Raw genomic sequence first — 16286 nt, forward strand, 5'->3', positions numbered from 1 at the left:
CAGAAGGTTAGGGGTTCGAGTCCCTTCGGGCGCACATCACCACCGGGAAGCCCCGTCGCACTAGCGGCGGGGCTTCCTGCGTTAAGGCCCTCAGCGAGCCAATCGAGCGTTACGCCGGTCGCCTGAGCCCACCGCACGAAGAACGTCGCGCTCGGCTCTGAGCGGCCTGTCTCCCAGTTGCTCACCGTGTTGCGCGAGACGCCGATCGCCTCTGCGATCTGAGCTTGCTCGAGGTCAGCCATGATGCGCGACTTGCGCAGCCGTACCTCGAGCGTCCACGTGGGGTTGTCCATGAGTGTCATGGATCCCACTTTAGCGATCCCGCGCCCAAAAGCGCGACACGCCGCACACAATCCACAAGGTTATGCACACTGTGGATAAATCTGTGACTCATGCACAAGAATGCGACACCACGCACGCGACCACCACCATGCTCCCCGTCGTAGGGGAGACCACAAAGCAGGACGCGACGCCACGATCGGGCGGGACACGCGGGAGGCGCTCCGCGAAATCGAACAAGATGCCGCCCGAGAGATCGGGGCCTCGCGGTTAGTGGTACGACCGGGCGCGAGACCTTCCCATATGGCTCCCCGATCTCACACGCCTGTCAGTAGCGCTGTCGAGAGACGCGCCCAGTGATCGACCGACGCCCGGCTCCGCCGAAGCAACGAGATCAGTGGTCCCTTCCCGTTGTGGAGGGGGCCAGTACTCCCTCAACCACTCACCACCGAAGCAGGACGAGATGGAACACACCTACCTCGAATCGGGCTGGTGCACCTGCGGCCACCACCGAGACGACGGACGCAGTGAACGTGACCTGCCGAAGCCGCTCGACCGAACCGCAATCCGAGCAATCCTCGGTCCCACCTACGAACCCAAGGAACCCCGATGACATCTCCCGCACTCCTCGCGATCCTCGACGACGAGGCCCGCATCGAGCGAGCCCACAAAGACCTGATCGACCTCACTCGCGAAAGCCTCAAGCGCGCTGCGTTCGCATTCAAGGTCGGATGTGATCGGATCGCCGAGCAGCTCATCGACGTAGCTCTGTGCCTCGACACCGCCGAAGATCAGCTCGGCATCGACGGAGAGAACTACATCGACGCGGCCGAAGCATTCGTGTCGGCCGGCCTGTCGATCATCGACGCACACCTCGACGCCGTCCGCATCGAGGCCCGCATCCGTGGTGTCCACGCATGACCGACAACGTCGAGCCGCTCGCATTCCTCGTCGCGCTCACGATCATCGTCGGCATCTGGCTCTCGCTCGGGATCAACGCGAGGCGGCGCGCACTCATCGTCGAGGCCTCTCTCGCCGCGGCGCTGCACGATCGCATTTACGACCACGGCCTCTGTCCTGCGCTCTGGCTCGGCGAGGACAGCGGGCTATGGGTGATCTGCACTCGATCCTTCGAGCACACCGGCATCCATGTCAACCACCTCACCGGGGACATAGACCGTGACGGCTAAGCACCGAGACCCCGAGTACCTGCGCAACGCGCGCATCGTGCGGCAGCGCGTGGCAGCGGCGCGACGCTCGGGGCAGGAGGTCAGGTGCTGGCGCTGCGGCTTCGAGATAGATCCCGAGCAGCGCTTCGACGTCGGGCACTTCGATCCCGACGGCGGGCCTGGCCTCGACAACCTCGGACCCGAGCATCGCTACAAGACCACGCGATGCATCGGCAACCGAGCCGACGGCGGCAAGCTCGGCGCAGCTCGACGCCGGCCGGCTACACCCACGACTCCCCGCTCATCAACCGTCACCAAGACCGGCATCCTGTCGTGGTGAATCACAGTCTGGCCAGGTTTTTTTAGATGTCACGTGCAACCCCCGCCTTCGGCTCTACAGCAGTATTTTTCCCCGATCTTGAGCACCACTGGCTCATGGACGAAGCCGCGTGGATCGCGCACCGCGATACCGCGCTGACACCCGACGGGGTCACTGGTCTCCGCACCACCGAGCGCGATCGCCGCGAGTTCCTGACCGGCATGCAGATCATGGGCCTACTCGTCGACCGAGCCGGCGAGGTCCAAGACCCGAAGCCGCAGCAGCTCCTCGTCGTGGACATGCTCGCGGTCGGCCACACCATCAACGCCGTCATCATGCCGCGTCGATCGACCAAGACGGCGACCATCCTCGCCGTGGTCATCGGGCGCTGCGCGTGCCGGCCACGGCAGAACTCTGCGTTCACGCTCGCGACGACCGGCCTCAAGGCTCGCGAGAAGTTCGGCAAAGAGGTGCTCGACGTGATCGAGGCTGCATATCCCGAGAAGCGTGATCGCCCGGTAAAGGTCTCGAGGCAGGCCGGCGCGGAGTCCATCACGTTCCCTAACCGTTCGGTGTTCTCCGTGCACGCGCCGATCGGCGACAACTTCCGAGCATCCGCCTATGACGCCGTTTTCATTGACGAGTCCGGTCGCGCGAAGCCCGACATGACTGAGGATCTCCTCGCCGCGATCCCGCCGACGTTCGACACGACCGGCGGTCAGTTCATCGTCGCCGGCACCGCAGACAAGATCCGAACCGGCAACCTTCTCTACGAAGTGCTGTTTGCGAAAGCCGCCGAGCTCGGCGCCGGCATCCTCCGCTACAACGCGCCCGACTCGACCACCGAGGAGCAGCTCGCCGACTGGGAACCCACCGAGGCGAACCCGTTCGCCAACGTGCGCGAGCTGGTCGAGCGTCATCACCCGGGCATCGGCAACCTCACGACACTCGAGGCGGTCGAACGTAACTTCCGTCTACAGCCCCGAGCAAAGTTCATCTTCGAGTATCTCGGGATCTTCGGCGACGAGGGCACCGCGACCACGCTCGTCTCGCCGGCTCTCTGGGAGAAGACCACCATCGAGGGCGCGACTCCCGACAACCCCGGCAAGTTCTCGCTCGCGATCGCCATTCACCCGGACGGGCTCTGGGCATCCGTCGGCGTCGCATGGCAGTGCGACCTCGAGCCGGCTGACCTCGTCGCGCACGCGCTGCACGACGCCGGCGCTCCGCTCGAGCAGCGCACCGCGATCGGCCTCTTGCACCATCAGCAGGGCGTCAAGGGATTCTGGCAGCGCGTACTGCTCCTCGCTCGAAAGCACCGTGTCCCGATCATCTACGACAGCGCGAGCCAGTCCGCAGCGGTCGAGATCGAGCAGCTCATGCGCGCGACACCGCGCCCGGCATTCGAGCCGGCTAAGACCGCCGACGTCCGCCAGGGCGCGACGAAGCTCCTCAAGCTCCTCGAGGCGAACGAGCTTGCGCACTGGCCTTCCGAGCGGCTCGACCGAGCCGCGAGCATCGCGACCAAGCGCGCGATCGGCACCTATGGCGGCTTCGGGCTCGGACGGCCAAAAGACCAGCCAGACGCCGACATCACGCCTCTCGAGGCGTGCACGCTCGCTCTCCAATTCGCACCCGACGCCCACGTGCCCGAAGGTCTCGCCGGCGCTCTCTCATTCGGTTAGGAACCGCCATGACCACCGACACCACGAGCCCGATCCGCCTCGACAAGTCCGACGCGCTCATCGTCATTCACTGCGCCGACCACGAGTGGTATCGCGCATGCCGCTTCCACCTCGACGACGCTCGCGACGCCGCGTGCGCTCACGAGGAGCGCGAGCACGCGATGGACAACCGCCACCGCGAAGCGCGCCGGCTACGCAAGCTGCGCCGGCGTGTCACGCCGCCGGCGAGTCACTGAACGTACGAAACGACAGAGAGGGTCAAACACGTGGGAATCTTCAAGAAGAGAATCAACGCCGCGTACGCGACGCCGCCGGCAGCGGTCACGCTGCCGATCGTCTCGCCGTGGTCTCCTCAGACCGGGCTCGAGACGATCGCCGTCGACGACGCGCTCGGCGAGATCCTCGGCAAGCAGACCGCGCGCATCACCCGCGAGATCGCACTCCGCGTCCCCGGCGTCAAACGTGCGCACGGCATCATCTGCGCGCAGCTCGCCGGCATCCCGCTCTTCCAGATGGACGGCGACGCCCGCACCGACGAGCAGCCCGAATGGCTCACCGACAGCGCATCCGGCGTCGCGCCGTATCACCGCATGTTCGGCGCGGCCTCCGATTGGTTCTTCCACGGCTGGGCGTGCTTCGGCTTCACCGACGACCGCAGCGACTGCCTCCACATTCCGCATGGCATGTGGAAGATGGACCCGAAGACCGGGATCGTCCGCGTCGAGTCCGACGAGATCCCTTCCGCGTACAAGGCTCACCTCGTCGCCGTGCCGCTCGGATACGGCGAGAACGGACTCCTCGTCGACGGGATCGACACCATCCGCCAGGCCCGCAACGTCGAGGCCGCATACCAGGACCGCCTCGAGAACCCGATCCCGCTCACCGTCCTCACTCTCGACCAAGACCGATGGGACGGATCGTCGCCCGAGGAGCGCGCCGCGCTGCGCGACGAGTGGAACGAAGGCCGGCGCAAGAACTCGACCGCGATGAAACCGTCGTGGATCCACGTCGATATGCCCGGCACCGTGCAGACCGACCTCTACGAGACCGGCCGCAACGCTGTGCGTCTCGACGTCGCGAACCACGTCGCGCTGCCGGCCTCCATCCTCGAGGGCGCGAAGCAGGGCGGCGGCGGCAGCGAGATCACCTACACCGGCGTCCAGAACGGCGCGACGCGCTCCGAGCTGTGGGACTTCGGTCAGGCCAAGCGCATGCTCATGGCCTTCGAGGCGCGCATGTCCCTCGACGACATCTGCGATCCCGGCTTCAGCATCCGTGGCGACCTGACCTCCATGCAGGCCGTCCCCGCACCCAACACGACACCCACGAGTGAGGACTAGAACATGCCTGACATTCAGATCGAGGGCGGCGAAGTACTCGCCAACCTCAACGATCGCACCCTGACCGGACTGCTGCTGCCCTACGGCGAGGAGGGCCGCACGAACGTCGGCCGATTCTCCGTCATGGCCGGCGACATCGCGATCCCCGAAGATCCCTCCGTCGTATCCCTCAACGTCGATCACGACCGCTACCAGCCCATCGGCCGCGCGACGCGGCTCTGGGAGACCGCAGCCGGCATCATGGCCACCTTCCAGATCGGACGCACCGCAGCCGGCGACGCAGCTCTCGCCGATACCGGCCGGCGCTGCCTGTCCGCCGAATTCAAGACCGGCATCCGCAACGGCCGCGCGACCGGCGGCGTCCTCGCCGCAGCCGCGAAGGTCCCGCGCGGCGCGTTCCCGTCCGCACAGGTTCTCGCAGCCGACGCCGAGATCGACGACGAGGCAACCGTCCTCGAGGCCGGCGACACCGCCACGGTCTCCGAGGACCACTCCGAGGCCGTCTACACCGACCCCGACGGGCGCACCTACCGGCGCGTCTACGACTCCGTCACCACCGAAGCCGCGACCGACAACGGCACCGAGACCACCATCACCACCACCATCACCGAGGAAGAGACCGAGGCGGCTGCCGAAGTCGAGACCGAACAGGAGAACGAAGTGACCGCATCCGCAGTACCCGCCACCCAGCGCAACGGAGCACCCACCGAGACCGCTGCCACCTCTACCGCTCCGAGCGCCGCTGAGGTCATGGCCGCATTCGCGGCCGTCCGCACGCCGCTCCTCTCGGGTCAGGCCGTCGCCGACGCTGAGGGCGTCCTCGCCGCGCTGCAGGACATCACCGAGGACCTCGCCGCCGGCGGCGAGGTTGCTCGCCCCAACTGGCTCGGACAGCTCTACCAGGGCATCCCCTACGAGCGTGAGTACATCGTGCTCGGCACGCTCGGCACCGCGATCACCTTCGGCGGAAAGCAGGGCTACACCCTGCACCGTGGCAAGGCCGACGCGCCCGTCAACCACCTCGGCGAGCAGTGGGCCGGCAACAAGACCCCGATCGCATCCGGCGTCGGCTTCACCAAGTCGCAGTCGTCCTCGCTCCTCAAGTGGGCATTCGGCGCGGACATCGCCCGCGAATTCTTCGACCTCCCCGGCGCTGAGGAAGCGATCGAAGCATTCTTCGTCCTCGTGCTCGAGGACCACCTGATCTGGTCCGACCAGAAGGCCCTCGAGACGTGGCGCGCCGTCGCCGGCGCACCGATCGCACCCAAGGCGTACCCCGACGTCGAGGGGCACTCCTACCCGACCGCGCTCGGCATGGTCATCCAGGGCATCCTCGCCGTCAAGGCCAAGAAGTCCGACAAGCGCCGCGACAAGCCCACCTTCATCATCGCGAACGAACTCGCGTTTGAGGAGCTGATTCACACCCCGAAGGATCAGATCCCCGAGTTCGTCAAGTTCACCGCTTCGACCGACTGGGAAGGATCCGGCGACGGCCTCGTGCTCGTCGTGGGAGACACCGGCATCACCTCGACGCCGAGCGTCATCGTCGGCGACGGCAAGTCCGTGCAGTTCGACGAGCTGCCCGGCGGACCGCTGCGGATCGACGCTCTCGAGCTCGCGAAGGGCGGCGTCGACCGTGCGATCCACGGATACCTGCAGGTGTTCATCGTGCGACCGGAGGCGGTCGTGCACATCGGCGTCGCGGACGCTCGAGCGAACGCCACCGACTACGAGGCGGGCGAGCTGGCGAAGGCCGGCGCGGTCATCTACCAGGCCGTCGTCGCCGGCAAGACCGGAGGCGCAGTGCCCGAGGCTCCCGCTGTCGGGGCCACCGTCGTCGACGGCGGCGTGACCTGGGTACGCCTGGTCTGACGGCCGGCTGAGTAGGGCAGGAGCGTAAGCATGGCCAATTGGTACAGCGTCGAGACCGCTGAGGATCAGGAGCGCATCAGCGCTGCCTGGTCCGACGCACCCGTCGAGAACGAGGAACTCTGCGGAATGATCCTCGAGACCGCGCGCGATCAGATCATCGCCTACGCTCCTGTCCTCCCCGACGGCGAGCCCGTGCCGGCGCGCTGGGTTTACGCGCAGCTCCAACAGGCCACCAACCTGTGGAACGCCGGCCGGGTCTCAAGCGGCGGCGAGGGCGGCATCGAACAGTTCACGTTCACGCCGCGCCCGCTCGACAAGACCATCCGCGGCATCATCCGCCCGACGGACGGAAAGCTCCATGTCCTCTGACACCGTGCGCGGCTACGTGCTCGAGACGCTGCGCCCGAACCTCCCGGCCGACTGGAAAGTCGAGGAGGGGATCCCCTCGCGCATGCACTCGCTCTCGAGCCCTCTCCTGTGGCTCGAGTACACGGCGCTCGAGCCGCTGCCCGAAGCGCCGGCGAAGATCGCCGCGACCGTCGACGTCTGCATCGTCACGAATAAGACCGACGTCCGCAAAGGCGAGGCCGACGCCGACGAGAGCATCGCCGAGCTGTACGAGGCCGCTCTCGCCGGCAACACCTTCTACGGGATCCGCGCAAGCAAGACCGTCTTCTGGGATGCCTACTTCGGCTGGCGTCTCACCCTCACCGTCATCACCAAGCCCACTGAGGAGTAACCAAATGTCCAAGATCGATGTCAAGCCGATCGTCCTGCGGAACGTGCTCTGCACCGTCGCCGCCGACGACTACGCGAAGCACGTTTCCGGCGTCACCCTGACGCCGACCACGGGCTCCGTCTCGTGGAACGGAATGGATCCCGAAGCATCCTTCACGTTCCCCACCTCGACCACCTGGGCCGCGCAGCTCGACTACGCGCAGGACTGGGACACGCCCAACAGTCTGTCTGCCTATCTGTTCGACCACGAGGGCGAGCAGGTCACCATGACATTCCGTCCCGAGGCCGGCGGTCCCGGCTTCGAGGTCGACGTGTTCATCGTCCCCGGATCCATCGGCGGTCAGATCAACGCCGTGGCGACGTCGTCCGTCACGCTCGGCGTCGTCGGCAAGCCGAGGCGCGTCGCCGCAGCGGCCGGCTGAGCGGAGAGTCGTCATGCGCCTGGACGTTCGCCGCAGCCCTGAGCTGACCGCGCTCGTCCAGGTCATGGCGACGATTCCCCGGAACGTCGCGAAAGACATTCGGCAGCAGACCAAGGCCGTCATCGTCCCTGAGTGGAAGAAAGCTCTCGCGGAGCGTGCACCCGATCGGGTCTTCCACGAACGCCTCGTGAATCCGTCGACCGCCTACGTCTCCGATCGGGGCGTCAAGCTCATCGCCGGATCCAACCGGGCCGGCATGTTCCCGCGCGAGACCGAATTCGGCGCGTACCGCGAGGACTACAACACCTACAACTCCCGGCGCGGATCCGTCACCCGACGCACGCAGCGCCAGTTCCACCACTTCGTCAAGGCCGGCCGCGTCGTCATCCCCGCAGTCGCCGAAATGATCCCCCGCGCCGGCGCGCTCTACGTCCAGACCGCCTATCGCTCCGTCGCCGAAACCATCGAGAAAGGCATCCGCTAGTGGCAAGCAAGCGCTTCGAGATCGATATGGGTCTCAATGCCTCCGACGTCGCGAAGGGCGCGAAGGATGCCGAGACCGCAATCGGCAAGCTCGAGGACGCCGTCGAGGACGCCGGCCGCGCTCGCGATCTCGACCGCCTCGAGGACTCGCTGCGCGACGTCCAGCGACAGGCCGGCCGCACCGAGGACGCGATCGACGACATCGGCACGCGAGGCGGCAACAGCTTCCGCAAGCTGAGCGACGCCGGCAGTGAGGTATCGGGCGAGCTGCGCCAGAACCTCGGCGAGACATTCTCGTCATTCCGCGGCGACCTCGAGGACCTCCCGCAGATCGCGCAAGACACGCTCGGCGGGCTCGCCGGCTCGGGCGCGATCGGCGGCATCGCCGGCCTCGCTGCGACCGCTGCCGGCGCTGCCGGGCTCGGCCTGATCGTCGGCGCGATCGACAACATCAACGCCGCAGCCGAAAAATCTGAGGAGCGGGCGAGCGAACTCGCCGGCGCATACATCGAGGCCGGCACCACCGTGCTCTCGACGATCGACGCAGCGGCTCGGGTGAGTCAAGTCGTCACCGACAAGGAGCTGCGCGAGGAGGCGACCAAGCTCGCCGAGACCATCGGTATCGATCTCGCTGAGGCGGTCCGCATCGTCGCCGGCGACGCGAACGCTCTCGCCGGCGCGCAGGGCATCCTCGCCGACCGACAGGCGGTTGTGAACGACAAGATGAACACCGGCACCGAACTCAGCGCGCAGCGGATCATCGAGATTCAGGAGGAGCGCCGCGCCGTCATCGATCAGAGCAACGCGCTCGAGGTGTACTCCGATCGGCAGGACACCGCGACGCAGCGTGCGCAGCTCTACAGCGACTCGCTGAAAGCCATGATCGACGACGCCGGCAGCGCGACTGTCGAGGTCGACGAGCTTGGCAACAAGCTCTACACCCTGCCCGATCAGACTCAGGTGCTCATCAACGCCGAGACGCAGCAGGCGACGACCAACGTCGACGGCTTCAAGGGCGACCTCGACGGTGTCCCCGAGACCGTGACGACCCGCGCGCAGTTCGACGCATCGGCAGCGGATCGAGACCTCGACAACTGGATCATCCGGAACAACGGCCGCACCATCCGGATCGCCGGCCGATTCGACGTCGAATCAGGAGTGCCCTTCGAATGAGCACCACACTTTCCTACGCCGGCGGCACGCCGATCCAGCCCGATTTCACCGTCGTCGGATCCGGCGACGCCGAGATCGTCAGCCGCACGATCACGCACGAGATCCTCGACGGTCCTCCCGTTCACACGATGCGGCCGGCACGCCCGCAGACCGGCACGCTCGAGCTGCTATTCGCGACGTCCGCTCGCGCGCACCAGGCGAAGGACCGTCTCACCGCAGCGGCCGTCTACACGATCGTCAGCACGGACTCGGACGACCTTCCCAGCCGCATCATCGTGCGCGGCCTCAGGGTCTCGCAGCACGAGGACGCCGCGAAGATCTGGACCGTCTACGTCGACTACGAGGCGGTCAACTAATGGCCGGCCTGACGCAGCACACCACTCGAGTCGCGATCGCCGGCGAGCCGCCGATCGACCTTCCCGTGCTCGACGGTCAGATCTCGATGAGCGACGAATGGATCCCGTACATCCAGGGCGACGTCACGTGCCCATACACGCCCGAAGTCGACGACCTCGACCCGCAGGCCGCAGACATCTGGGTAACGCTCACAGTCACCCGCTCACACGGCCGCACCGACCGCATCCGAGACGTCTCGCTGCGCTACGCCGGCAAGACGCTCGCCGCGATCACCACCGAATTCGCCGGCCGCACCATCGCGGCGATCACCCGCAGCCTCTACCACGACTACGAGACGCCCGGCGCTGCGCGTCACGACGAGCTGCGCACCTTCCGGCTCATGCTGCGCGAGGTGCGCGTCGACCACGCCGCAGCGACGATGACGCTCAAGCTCGCTTCGGGAGAGGCGCGACTCACGGACTGGGACCACATGGGACCGAACCCCGATCGCGAGCCCGGCGCGAACCTCGTCGCCAAGATCAACCACATGCTCGCTCTCGCGGGCTTTCCGGCCGGCCTCGCGTCCTACCCATCGAGCGTCCCGACAGACGCGCAGATCGGCGACGAGGCGCTGCGCACGCCCGGTCAGTCCGCGCTCGAGTGGCTCCAACAGATCACGCGCAAGCACGATCTCATCGCGTGGTGCGACGAGGCCGGCCTCTGGCGACTCGCCTCGAGCCGGAACCGGTCTGCCTCGAGGTCGCTCACCTCGCTCGGATCCGACCGAACGATCGTCAACATGACCGAAGTCAGATCCCGAGACGTCGGATGGGTCACAGCCGTGATGCTCGTCTACACGTGGGCCGGCGTCACGCAGTACGACATCGCATATCCCGGCGCACCGAACCCCGAGAAAGCGAAGATCGTCCGCTACGAGACGCCGTACCCCGGACCCGGACGAGCTGCCCGGATGCTCGCGCAGCTCCGACCGCGCGGAAAGGCCGTCACCATCACGGCCGTATCCGAGCCGATCATCACGCCTGGCGAGACCGTCATCGCGACCACCGCGACTGGCACCCGAACGGGGCGCGTTGCGTCCGTGACCTGGCGTCTCGCCGCCGACCAAATGACCATCACTCTCAGAGAGGTTGCCTGACATGGGCTACTACAACCCGGACGGTTTCTGGATGCACGAGGAGGCCGACGCCGCCGACCCCGGCGCGGGCGTCTCCGAGCTGCTCAACAAGCTCACGCTCTCCCTTCCCGCCGGCATCCGCAAGCGCGTGATCGCCGAGCTCGCAGCGGCTCCCACCGTCGAGGAGGCGGCCGTGACCGCAGTCGAGGCGATCGTCGCTCTACTCGACATCGTGCAGTTCGGCGATCCCGGCATCCCCGAAGAGGGCCAGTTCCCCGACGACCCGCGATACCTGATCGCGGAGACCGACTCGATCGGGCGCGTATCTCGCGCCATGAAAGCTGACACCGGAGGCCAGTACATGCCACTTGCGACCATCGACACTCTCGGCATCGGCGACGATGACGACACCATCACGCGCCGCGCAGCCGGATCCGGGATCGGCTTCAGCTACTGGGACGGCGAACGCATGTCCCACAACACCGTCGACGAGAAGGGACACTTCATCCCTGAAACGCTCGAGTTCATCGCGAACTACGTGCGCGGCGGCACGGGCGGCGGCATGGACATCGGCGTCGTCTGTGGCCAGTCGAACGGGATGATCGCGTCGTATCTCGAGCTCGCCAATTTCCGAGGCCAGGATTCGCTCCTGTGGGCATGGGAGAACGGTCAGATCGTTCCTCTCGGCGAGAGTCAAGTGAACCTCGGCTCTGAGTTCATCCGCGCCTACGCGAAGCACGCCTCGCAGACCGGCCGGCGCGTGCTCATCGTTCAGGCGGCGGTCGGATCGCTGGGCTTCGGTACCACGAGCATCAACCCTCCGCCGGAGGGGTACCGCTACCACTTCAACGGCACGTGGGACCGGACGCTGACCGCCGATACCCGCAACCGGTTCGCGATGGCCGTGTCCATGACGCTCGCCGCGCTGGCCGCTGCCGGTCCCGGATCGCGCCTGATCGCGATGCTCTGGTCTCAGGGCGAAGCCGACGGCGGGATGACTCAGGAGCAGTACGCGGCGAAGCTGGACGACCTCATCGCGGCATTCCGCGCGGCCGTGGGCTACCCCGCACTGCCGGTCATCGTCGGATCCATGACGCCCGAGATGCACACCGATCACGAGGGCTTCGAGCAGATCGCCCGAGCGCTCGCTGACACGCCTCGGCGGCTCGAGCGTGTCGGGTTCGTGTGGGGTCCGGCGAACGGCCACCGATACAGCCAGACCGTCCACTACTCCTACGCGGGGCAGATCGACCGCGCCGGCCGCATGGCGCGCGAGGGCCTCATGGAAGCCCTCGCGAATCTCTCGACCAACGAGCCCGTCTCGCCTCTCAACAGTCGCGTCACGCGCAACGGGAGTACGGCAACCGTCGAGTGGGATCGTCCGCTCTGTCACGTCGACGAGCTGCGCGTGGAGTACTCCACGGATTACCACGACCTCGAGCCTGACGAGAAGGACAACGCGACTTGGGCTCTCGCGTCGATCGACACGATGCACGGCTCACGGGCCGCAGCAACTGTCCCTGCGTCAACGGCGGTTGCATTCCGCATCACCGTCGAGAACTCCGTGGGCGCAACCATGCCCGCACTTGTGAACGGCTAAGGAGGCCGACATGACCATCTTCATCAAAGCAGCACGACCCTTCACTGACTCCACCCTGCCCGTCTACGTGCACGGAACCGGCATCGAGATCCCCGGCGGCGAGATCCCCTATCGCTGGCTCGCGCAGGATCTCGCCGGCGCCGCCGGCACGCCGGTCGCCTCGTGGCGCGAGAAGAACGGCGCCGGCACCCTCACGGGCGGCGGCGCGACGATCGTCAACGTCGCCGGCTACAAGGCCGTCGAGCTCGCCGGCACGAACTCGCTCTCGATCCCCGCCGGCGCACCGCTGCCGTCGTCTCGCGGATCCGTCGTCGGCGTCGCCCGGCTCTCGCCCGCAGCTCTCGCCGCGACCCGATACGGCCTGTTTGCAATGGCCTCGAGCGTCTCGCCGACGGACGGCCGCATCTCGAAAGACGTCGACAGTCGGGTCATCTTCGACCGCCTCGGCACAGCCGACGTCACGGCGAAGTCCGCCGGCACGATCAACCCCGGCGACTTCTTCACCTTCGGTTTCTCGCAGCGAGCCGCCGGCGCGGTCGCCATGCTCAACGGCGTGTCGTTCGCCGTCGGCGCGGGCGACATCGCCGGCTTCACTCGGTTCTTCGTCGGCTCCTCCGGGTCCGGATCCGCCTGGCTCGGCAGCATCTTCGAGATCGACGTCTACAACGCGCAGCTCCTCACGCCCGACTTCACCGCGTTCGACGCAGCCATGCGCGAGCACTACTCGTTCCTGTCATGACCGAGCAGATCGATCTCGGTCACGGGCGCGGCTGGGCGAGCCCGACAGCGGCGGCATCCATCTTCCGCATCGATCGCCAGCTGGGCCGGCCGGCCGATATCAATGAGGCCGGCCGATCGCCCGAGAAGGCGAACGAGAACCGCCGAAAGTGGCTCGACTATGAGCGCTACCTGAACGGCGGTCCGTGGGCACCGAAAGCCCCGTTCGCGCTCGGTGCTGACGAGTCCGTGCACTGCCAGGGCGACGCCGCCGACAGTGACGACTGGTACGACCCGCGAGCCGCTGCCGTGTGGCGGGATAACGGCTGGCGACAGACGGCGCGCTATCCCGGCAACCCCACGAAGGACGAACCCTGGCACGGCGAGCACTTCGAACACCTCGACAACCACCGATTTGACCCCGCGCCCGCGGGCGGCGCGACCATCACACGAGAGGAATTGGACATGGCAGGATCACCCGACATCTGGAACATCGTTGAGAAAAACGGGGACGACCCCAGCTCCGGCCGGATCTACTTCGGAACCGAGAGCGGCGAAGTGTTCGAGCTGATCGGATACTCGCGCGAGCTGATCTCGGTCGCCTACTTCCAGGCGCGGCCGGCGGTCGCCGGCGGACCCATTCCCGACCTCATCCCGACCTTCCCCCGTGCCGAGCTGGCGAAGATCCGCCGGCTGCACAGAGACCGCAAGACCAAGTAACCCAGACCGGAGAAAATCACATGAACAAGCAGACCACCTTCATCGTCATCGCCGTGCTCGCCGGCCTCGGGCTCGTCGGCGTCATCGCCCTCCAGCTCGTCCGCCCGGATGCGAGCGCGACGTTCATCGACTTCGTTTTCCAGCTGCTCATGCTGCTCGGCGGCTTCGGCGGCCTGGCCTACATGCAGGGGCAGCAGGGCAAGGAGATCCAGACCATCAAGAAGAACACCAACGGCACGCTCTCCCGCAAGGATGACGAGATCGCGACCTACCGCGCAGCCCTCGCCGAGCACGCGCCCCACGTGCTGCGCCAGGTCGAGACGGACGCCGTGCCGATCGTCACGCGTGCGCAGCTCCGCGAGGAGCGTGAGGGCGAGGACACCCTCTAGTCCTTCCACAAGGTCCATGACGCACGCTAGATTGGGCGTCATGGACCTTGTGTGCGCATACGACGGATCAGAACTCGTCTACGTGACCGTCGACGGCGTGCCGCTGCCTGACCGTTGCTCCAACGCGGCGTGCCCGTACTCCGAAGCCGGCAGCGCATGGACGGTCGAACGCTCGCGGCTGCAACTTCAGCTCGAGGACTAGACCGCCACGAGGTGCGCAGCCGGCCTCTCAGGAGGCGCGAGGCCCGCAGCCGCATAGACGACGCTGCGGCCTCGTGCGTCCGACAGGCGCACGTAGCGACCGGTCGTGTCGGCGGATGCGTGGCCCATCAGATTGCGCAGCGTGAGGACGTCGCCGTTAGATGCCTCGTGCGCGTTCGTCGCGAATGAGTGGCGCAGGTTGTGCAACGTCCACGGGTTCGGCATGACGTCGTCGACCAGCTCATAGACGCGCCTCGGCGACAGGTGCCCGTCGATCGCTCCTGGAAACGCGAAGCCCTCAGGCAGCGCCCGTAGGTCTAGCGCGAGGCGCGGCGTCAGCGGCACGATCCGCAGCTTGCGGCCTTTCCCGTGCACTAGGAGCGACCAGCCGAGCAGATCGGGCCTCAGGTCATCTGAGTGAATCTGTGCGATCTCGCCGCGCCTCAGGCCGGCGTCGTGGGCTAGTCGCATGATGAGCGACGTCCGATCGTCCGCTCGGCGCATCGACTCGACGTAGACGTGCTCGGGGACCGGATCCGGGTTCGGCGCGGATGCGTTCACGCGAGGTAGGCGCTTGGCTGGATTGTGCTTGATCCGACCCGTTCGCTTGCCCCACCGCCAGAACTCGCGGAAGCACGCATAGCGGTTGCGGCGGGTCTCCTGCATCCACTCCTGCGAGCCCACGAAGATCAGCAGCGCGTCGGCGGTGACCTCCCACGGGCCGACGCCGATACGTCGGGCGAGGTGCTGCAACTGCTCGCGTCGAGCGCGGATCGTCGCCGGCGTCCGGTTAGCTGCGCGGAGATCTAGGGCGTAGTCGTCGAGGGCGTCCGTCCAGGACGCCGAGAGTGGGAGTGCCACGCGCTACGACTTCGGGGGGTTAGACGTGGTGCTGCACAGCACGGCGGGAGTCCTCTCGATACGACACATGCCCCCCAGCCGCATCATTGCTTCAAGCCTAAATCGACCGGCTCGGGCTCCTGAGCGCATGCGGCATCCTTCCCATAACATTCCGCTGCGCTCTCCAACTCGAGCACGCGATCGATTAGTTCGATCTTGCTTAGACGGGCGAGATCGCGCCGGCGTTTGAGGATCACAGCTCGTCCTCGTCCCACCACTCATCACCGAGCAGATCGAGCAGCGTCGCCGCCTTGATCGGTGCGACATACTCCGCAAGGATCTCGAACGTGATCGGGGACCGGATATCGCCGGTCGAGGGCCAGGACCACTGGCCCTGAGACCCGGGCCGGCTCGGGTCCGCGAGCCAGTACTTCACTCCCAGCTCGACCTCGAGGTGGGTCTGCCCCATCGAACGGGCGTACTCGTTGATGTCGTACTCTCGGATGCCTCGCACGAGCAGCGGGCCGCTGCCGATGAGCATTCCGCGCCACGGCTGGAAGTAGGCGACCAGATCACCGAGCGCCGGCGCGACCACGTGGGCGCTCGCACGATGCTCCTGGACTGCTCGAGCGTTCTCGCCGGTGATCCGCTCCCGTTCGTCGCGCCAGTCGAGATCGATCGACCGCAGCAGCGCAGACACGTCCATGCCGCACTCAGGACACACCGGGCGCAGCACCGTGGCGGCGTACTCGTTCATGCGCCGACGCCTTCTGCGGCGCGCCACGCAGCCCACTCAGCGTCCAGGTCGAGCAGCTCGTGGACTACCAACCAGAAGGTTAGGGGTTCGAGTCCCTTCGGGCGCACATCA

22 protein-coding genes are annotated in these 16286 nt (G+C 66.7%); 19 read left to right on the forward strand and 3 right to left on the reverse strand.

Annotated features, from left to right (window positions below; genetic code table 11):
• On the reverse strand, positions 1-302 hold a 302-nt coding region (locus tag LQZ85_RS17665; RefSeq protein ID WP_230101281.1), incomplete at its 3' end, for a helix-turn-helix transcriptional regulator.
• A gap of 586 nt (positions 303-888) precedes the next feature.
• Here LQZ85_RS17665 and LQZ85_RS17670 point away from each other — a divergent pair.
• The 19 genes from LQZ85_RS17670 to LQZ85_RS17760 all read left to right on the forward strand — a co-directional run bounded on the left by LQZ85_RS17670 (position 889) and on the right by LQZ85_RS17760 (position 14579).
• Positions 889-1200 (forward strand): hypothetical protein, encoded by a 312-nt coding sequence (locus tag LQZ85_RS17670; protein ID WP_230101282.1) that lies wholly within the window; start codon positions 889-891, stop codon positions 1198-1200.
• On the forward strand, positions 1197-1469 hold the full coding sequence (locus tag LQZ85_RS17675) for a hypothetical protein (RefSeq protein WP_230101283.1): 273 nt from the start codon (positions 1197-1199) through the stop codon (positions 1467-1469). Before LQZ85_RS17670 ends, LQZ85_RS17675 begins: the two co-directional genes overlap by 4 nt.
• A complete protein-coding gene (locus LQZ85_RS17680; RefSeq protein WP_230101284.1) occupies positions 1459-1788 on the forward strand; it encodes a hypothetical protein in 330 nt (109 codons plus the stop codon). Before LQZ85_RS17675 ends, LQZ85_RS17680 begins: the two co-directional genes overlap by 11 nt.
• A 95-nt stretch (positions 1789-1883) precedes the next feature.
• The gene (locus LQZ85_RS17685; RefSeq protein WP_230101285.1) at positions 1884-3452 is read left to right on the forward strand and encodes a hypothetical protein; all 1569 of its coding nucleotides are present in this window, start codon (positions 1884-1886) and stop codon (positions 3450-3452) included.
• Between the two features lie 8 nt (positions 3453-3460).
• The gene (locus LQZ85_RS17690) at positions 3461-3688 is read left to right on the forward strand and encodes a hypothetical protein (RefSeq protein WP_230101286.1); all 228 of its coding nucleotides are present in this window, start codon (positions 3461-3463) and stop codon (positions 3686-3688) included.
• Positions 3689-3718: 30 nt separating this feature from the next.
• Positions 3719-4792, forward strand: a complete 1074-nt coding sequence (locus LQZ85_RS17695) for a hypothetical protein (RefSeq protein WP_230101287.1) — start codon at positions 3719-3721, stop codon at positions 4790-4792.
• A 3-nt stretch (positions 4793-4795) separates the two neighbouring features.
• Positions 4796-6664 carry a hypothetical protein gene (locus LQZ85_RS17700; protein WP_230101288.1) on the forward strand — a complete coding sequence of 623 codons (1869 nt, stop codon included), beginning with the start codon at positions 4796-4798 and terminating at the stop codon, positions 6662-6664.
• Positions 6665-6694: 30 nt separating this feature from the next.
• Positions 6695-7033: a hypothetical protein gene (locus LQZ85_RS17705; RefSeq protein ID WP_230101289.1), complete on the forward strand. Its 339-nt coding sequence runs from the start codon at positions 6695-6697 to the stop codon at positions 7031-7033.
• The gene (locus tag LQZ85_RS17710; RefSeq protein WP_230101290.1) at positions 7023-7403 is read left to right on the forward strand and encodes a hypothetical protein; all 381 of its coding nucleotides are present in this window, start codon (positions 7023-7025) and stop codon (positions 7401-7403) included. The genes LQZ85_RS17705 and LQZ85_RS17710 overlap by 11 nt, the downstream gene beginning before the upstream one ends.
• A 4-nt stretch (positions 7404-7407) precedes the next feature.
• Entirely contained in the window at positions 7408-7824 is a 417-nt protein-coding gene (locus LQZ85_RS17715) for a hypothetical protein (protein ID WP_230101291.1), read from the forward strand.
• Between the two features lie 13 nt (positions 7825-7837).
• On the forward strand, positions 7838-8308 hold the full coding sequence (locus tag LQZ85_RS17720; RefSeq protein WP_230101292.1) for a hypothetical protein: 471 nt from the start codon (positions 7838-7840) through the stop codon (positions 8306-8308).
• Positions 8308-9480: a hypothetical protein gene (locus LQZ85_RS17725; protein ID WP_230101293.1), complete on the forward strand. Its 1173-nt coding sequence runs from the start codon at positions 8308-8310 to the stop codon at positions 9478-9480. Before LQZ85_RS17720 ends, LQZ85_RS17725 begins: the two co-directional genes overlap by 1 nt.
• Complete coding sequence (locus LQZ85_RS17730) at positions 9477-9836, forward strand: hypothetical protein (RefSeq protein ID WP_230101294.1); 360 nt, start codon at positions 9477-9479, stop codon at positions 9834-9836. Before LQZ85_RS17725 ends, LQZ85_RS17730 begins: the two co-directional genes overlap by 4 nt.
• A complete protein-coding gene (locus LQZ85_RS17735; protein ID WP_230101295.1) occupies positions 9836-10972 on the forward strand; it encodes a hypothetical protein in 1137 nt (378 codons plus the stop codon). The genes LQZ85_RS17730 and LQZ85_RS17735 overlap by 1 nt, the downstream gene beginning before the upstream one ends.
• 1 nt (position 10973) lies before the next feature.
• The gene (locus tag LQZ85_RS17740; RefSeq protein ID WP_230101296.1) at positions 10974-12551 is read left to right on the forward strand and encodes a sialate O-acetylesterase; all 1578 of its coding nucleotides are present in this window, start codon (positions 10974-10976) and stop codon (positions 12549-12551) included.
• 10 nt (positions 12552-12561) lie between these two features.
• Positions 12562-13290 carry a hypothetical protein gene (locus LQZ85_RS17745; protein WP_230101297.1) on the forward strand — a complete coding sequence of 243 codons (729 nt, stop codon included), beginning with the start codon at positions 12562-12564 and terminating at the stop codon, positions 13288-13290.
• Positions 13287-13988, forward strand: coding sequence for a hypothetical protein (locus tag LQZ85_RS17750; RefSeq protein WP_230101298.1), 702 nt, complete (start codon positions 13287-13289; stop codon positions 13986-13988). The genes LQZ85_RS17745 and LQZ85_RS17750 overlap by 4 nt, the downstream gene beginning before the upstream one ends.
• A gap of 20 nt (positions 13989-14008) precedes the next feature.
• Positions 14009-14377, forward strand: coding sequence for a hypothetical protein (locus tag LQZ85_RS17755; protein ID WP_230101299.1), 369 nt, complete (start codon positions 14009-14011; stop codon positions 14375-14377).
• Between the two features lie 40 nt (positions 14378-14417).
• Positions 14418-14579: a hypothetical protein gene (locus LQZ85_RS17760; protein ID WP_230101300.1), complete on the forward strand. Its 162-nt coding sequence runs from the start codon at positions 14418-14420 to the stop codon at positions 14577-14579.
• On the opposite strand, the gene LQZ85_RS17765 is transcribed toward LQZ85_RS17760, so the two are convergent.
• Positions 14576-15439 carry a tyrosine-type recombinase/integrase gene (locus tag LQZ85_RS17765; protein ID WP_230101301.1) on the reverse strand — a complete coding sequence of 288 codons (864 nt, stop codon included), beginning with the start codon at positions 15437-15439 and terminating at the stop codon, positions 14576-14578. The two genes, LQZ85_RS17760 and LQZ85_RS17765, sit on opposite strands and share 4 nt — an antisense overlap.
• 232 nt (positions 15440-15671) lie before the next feature.
• Entirely contained in the window at positions 15672-16175 is a 504-nt protein-coding gene (locus LQZ85_RS17770; protein WP_230101302.1) for a hypothetical protein, read from the reverse strand.
• Positions 16176-16286 lie beyond the last annotated feature (111 nt).

It is taken from the genome of Microbacterium sp. Bi98, assembly GCF_918698045.1.
Classification (GTDB): Bacteria; Actinomycetota; Actinomycetes; order Actinomycetales; family Microbacteriaceae; genus Microbacterium.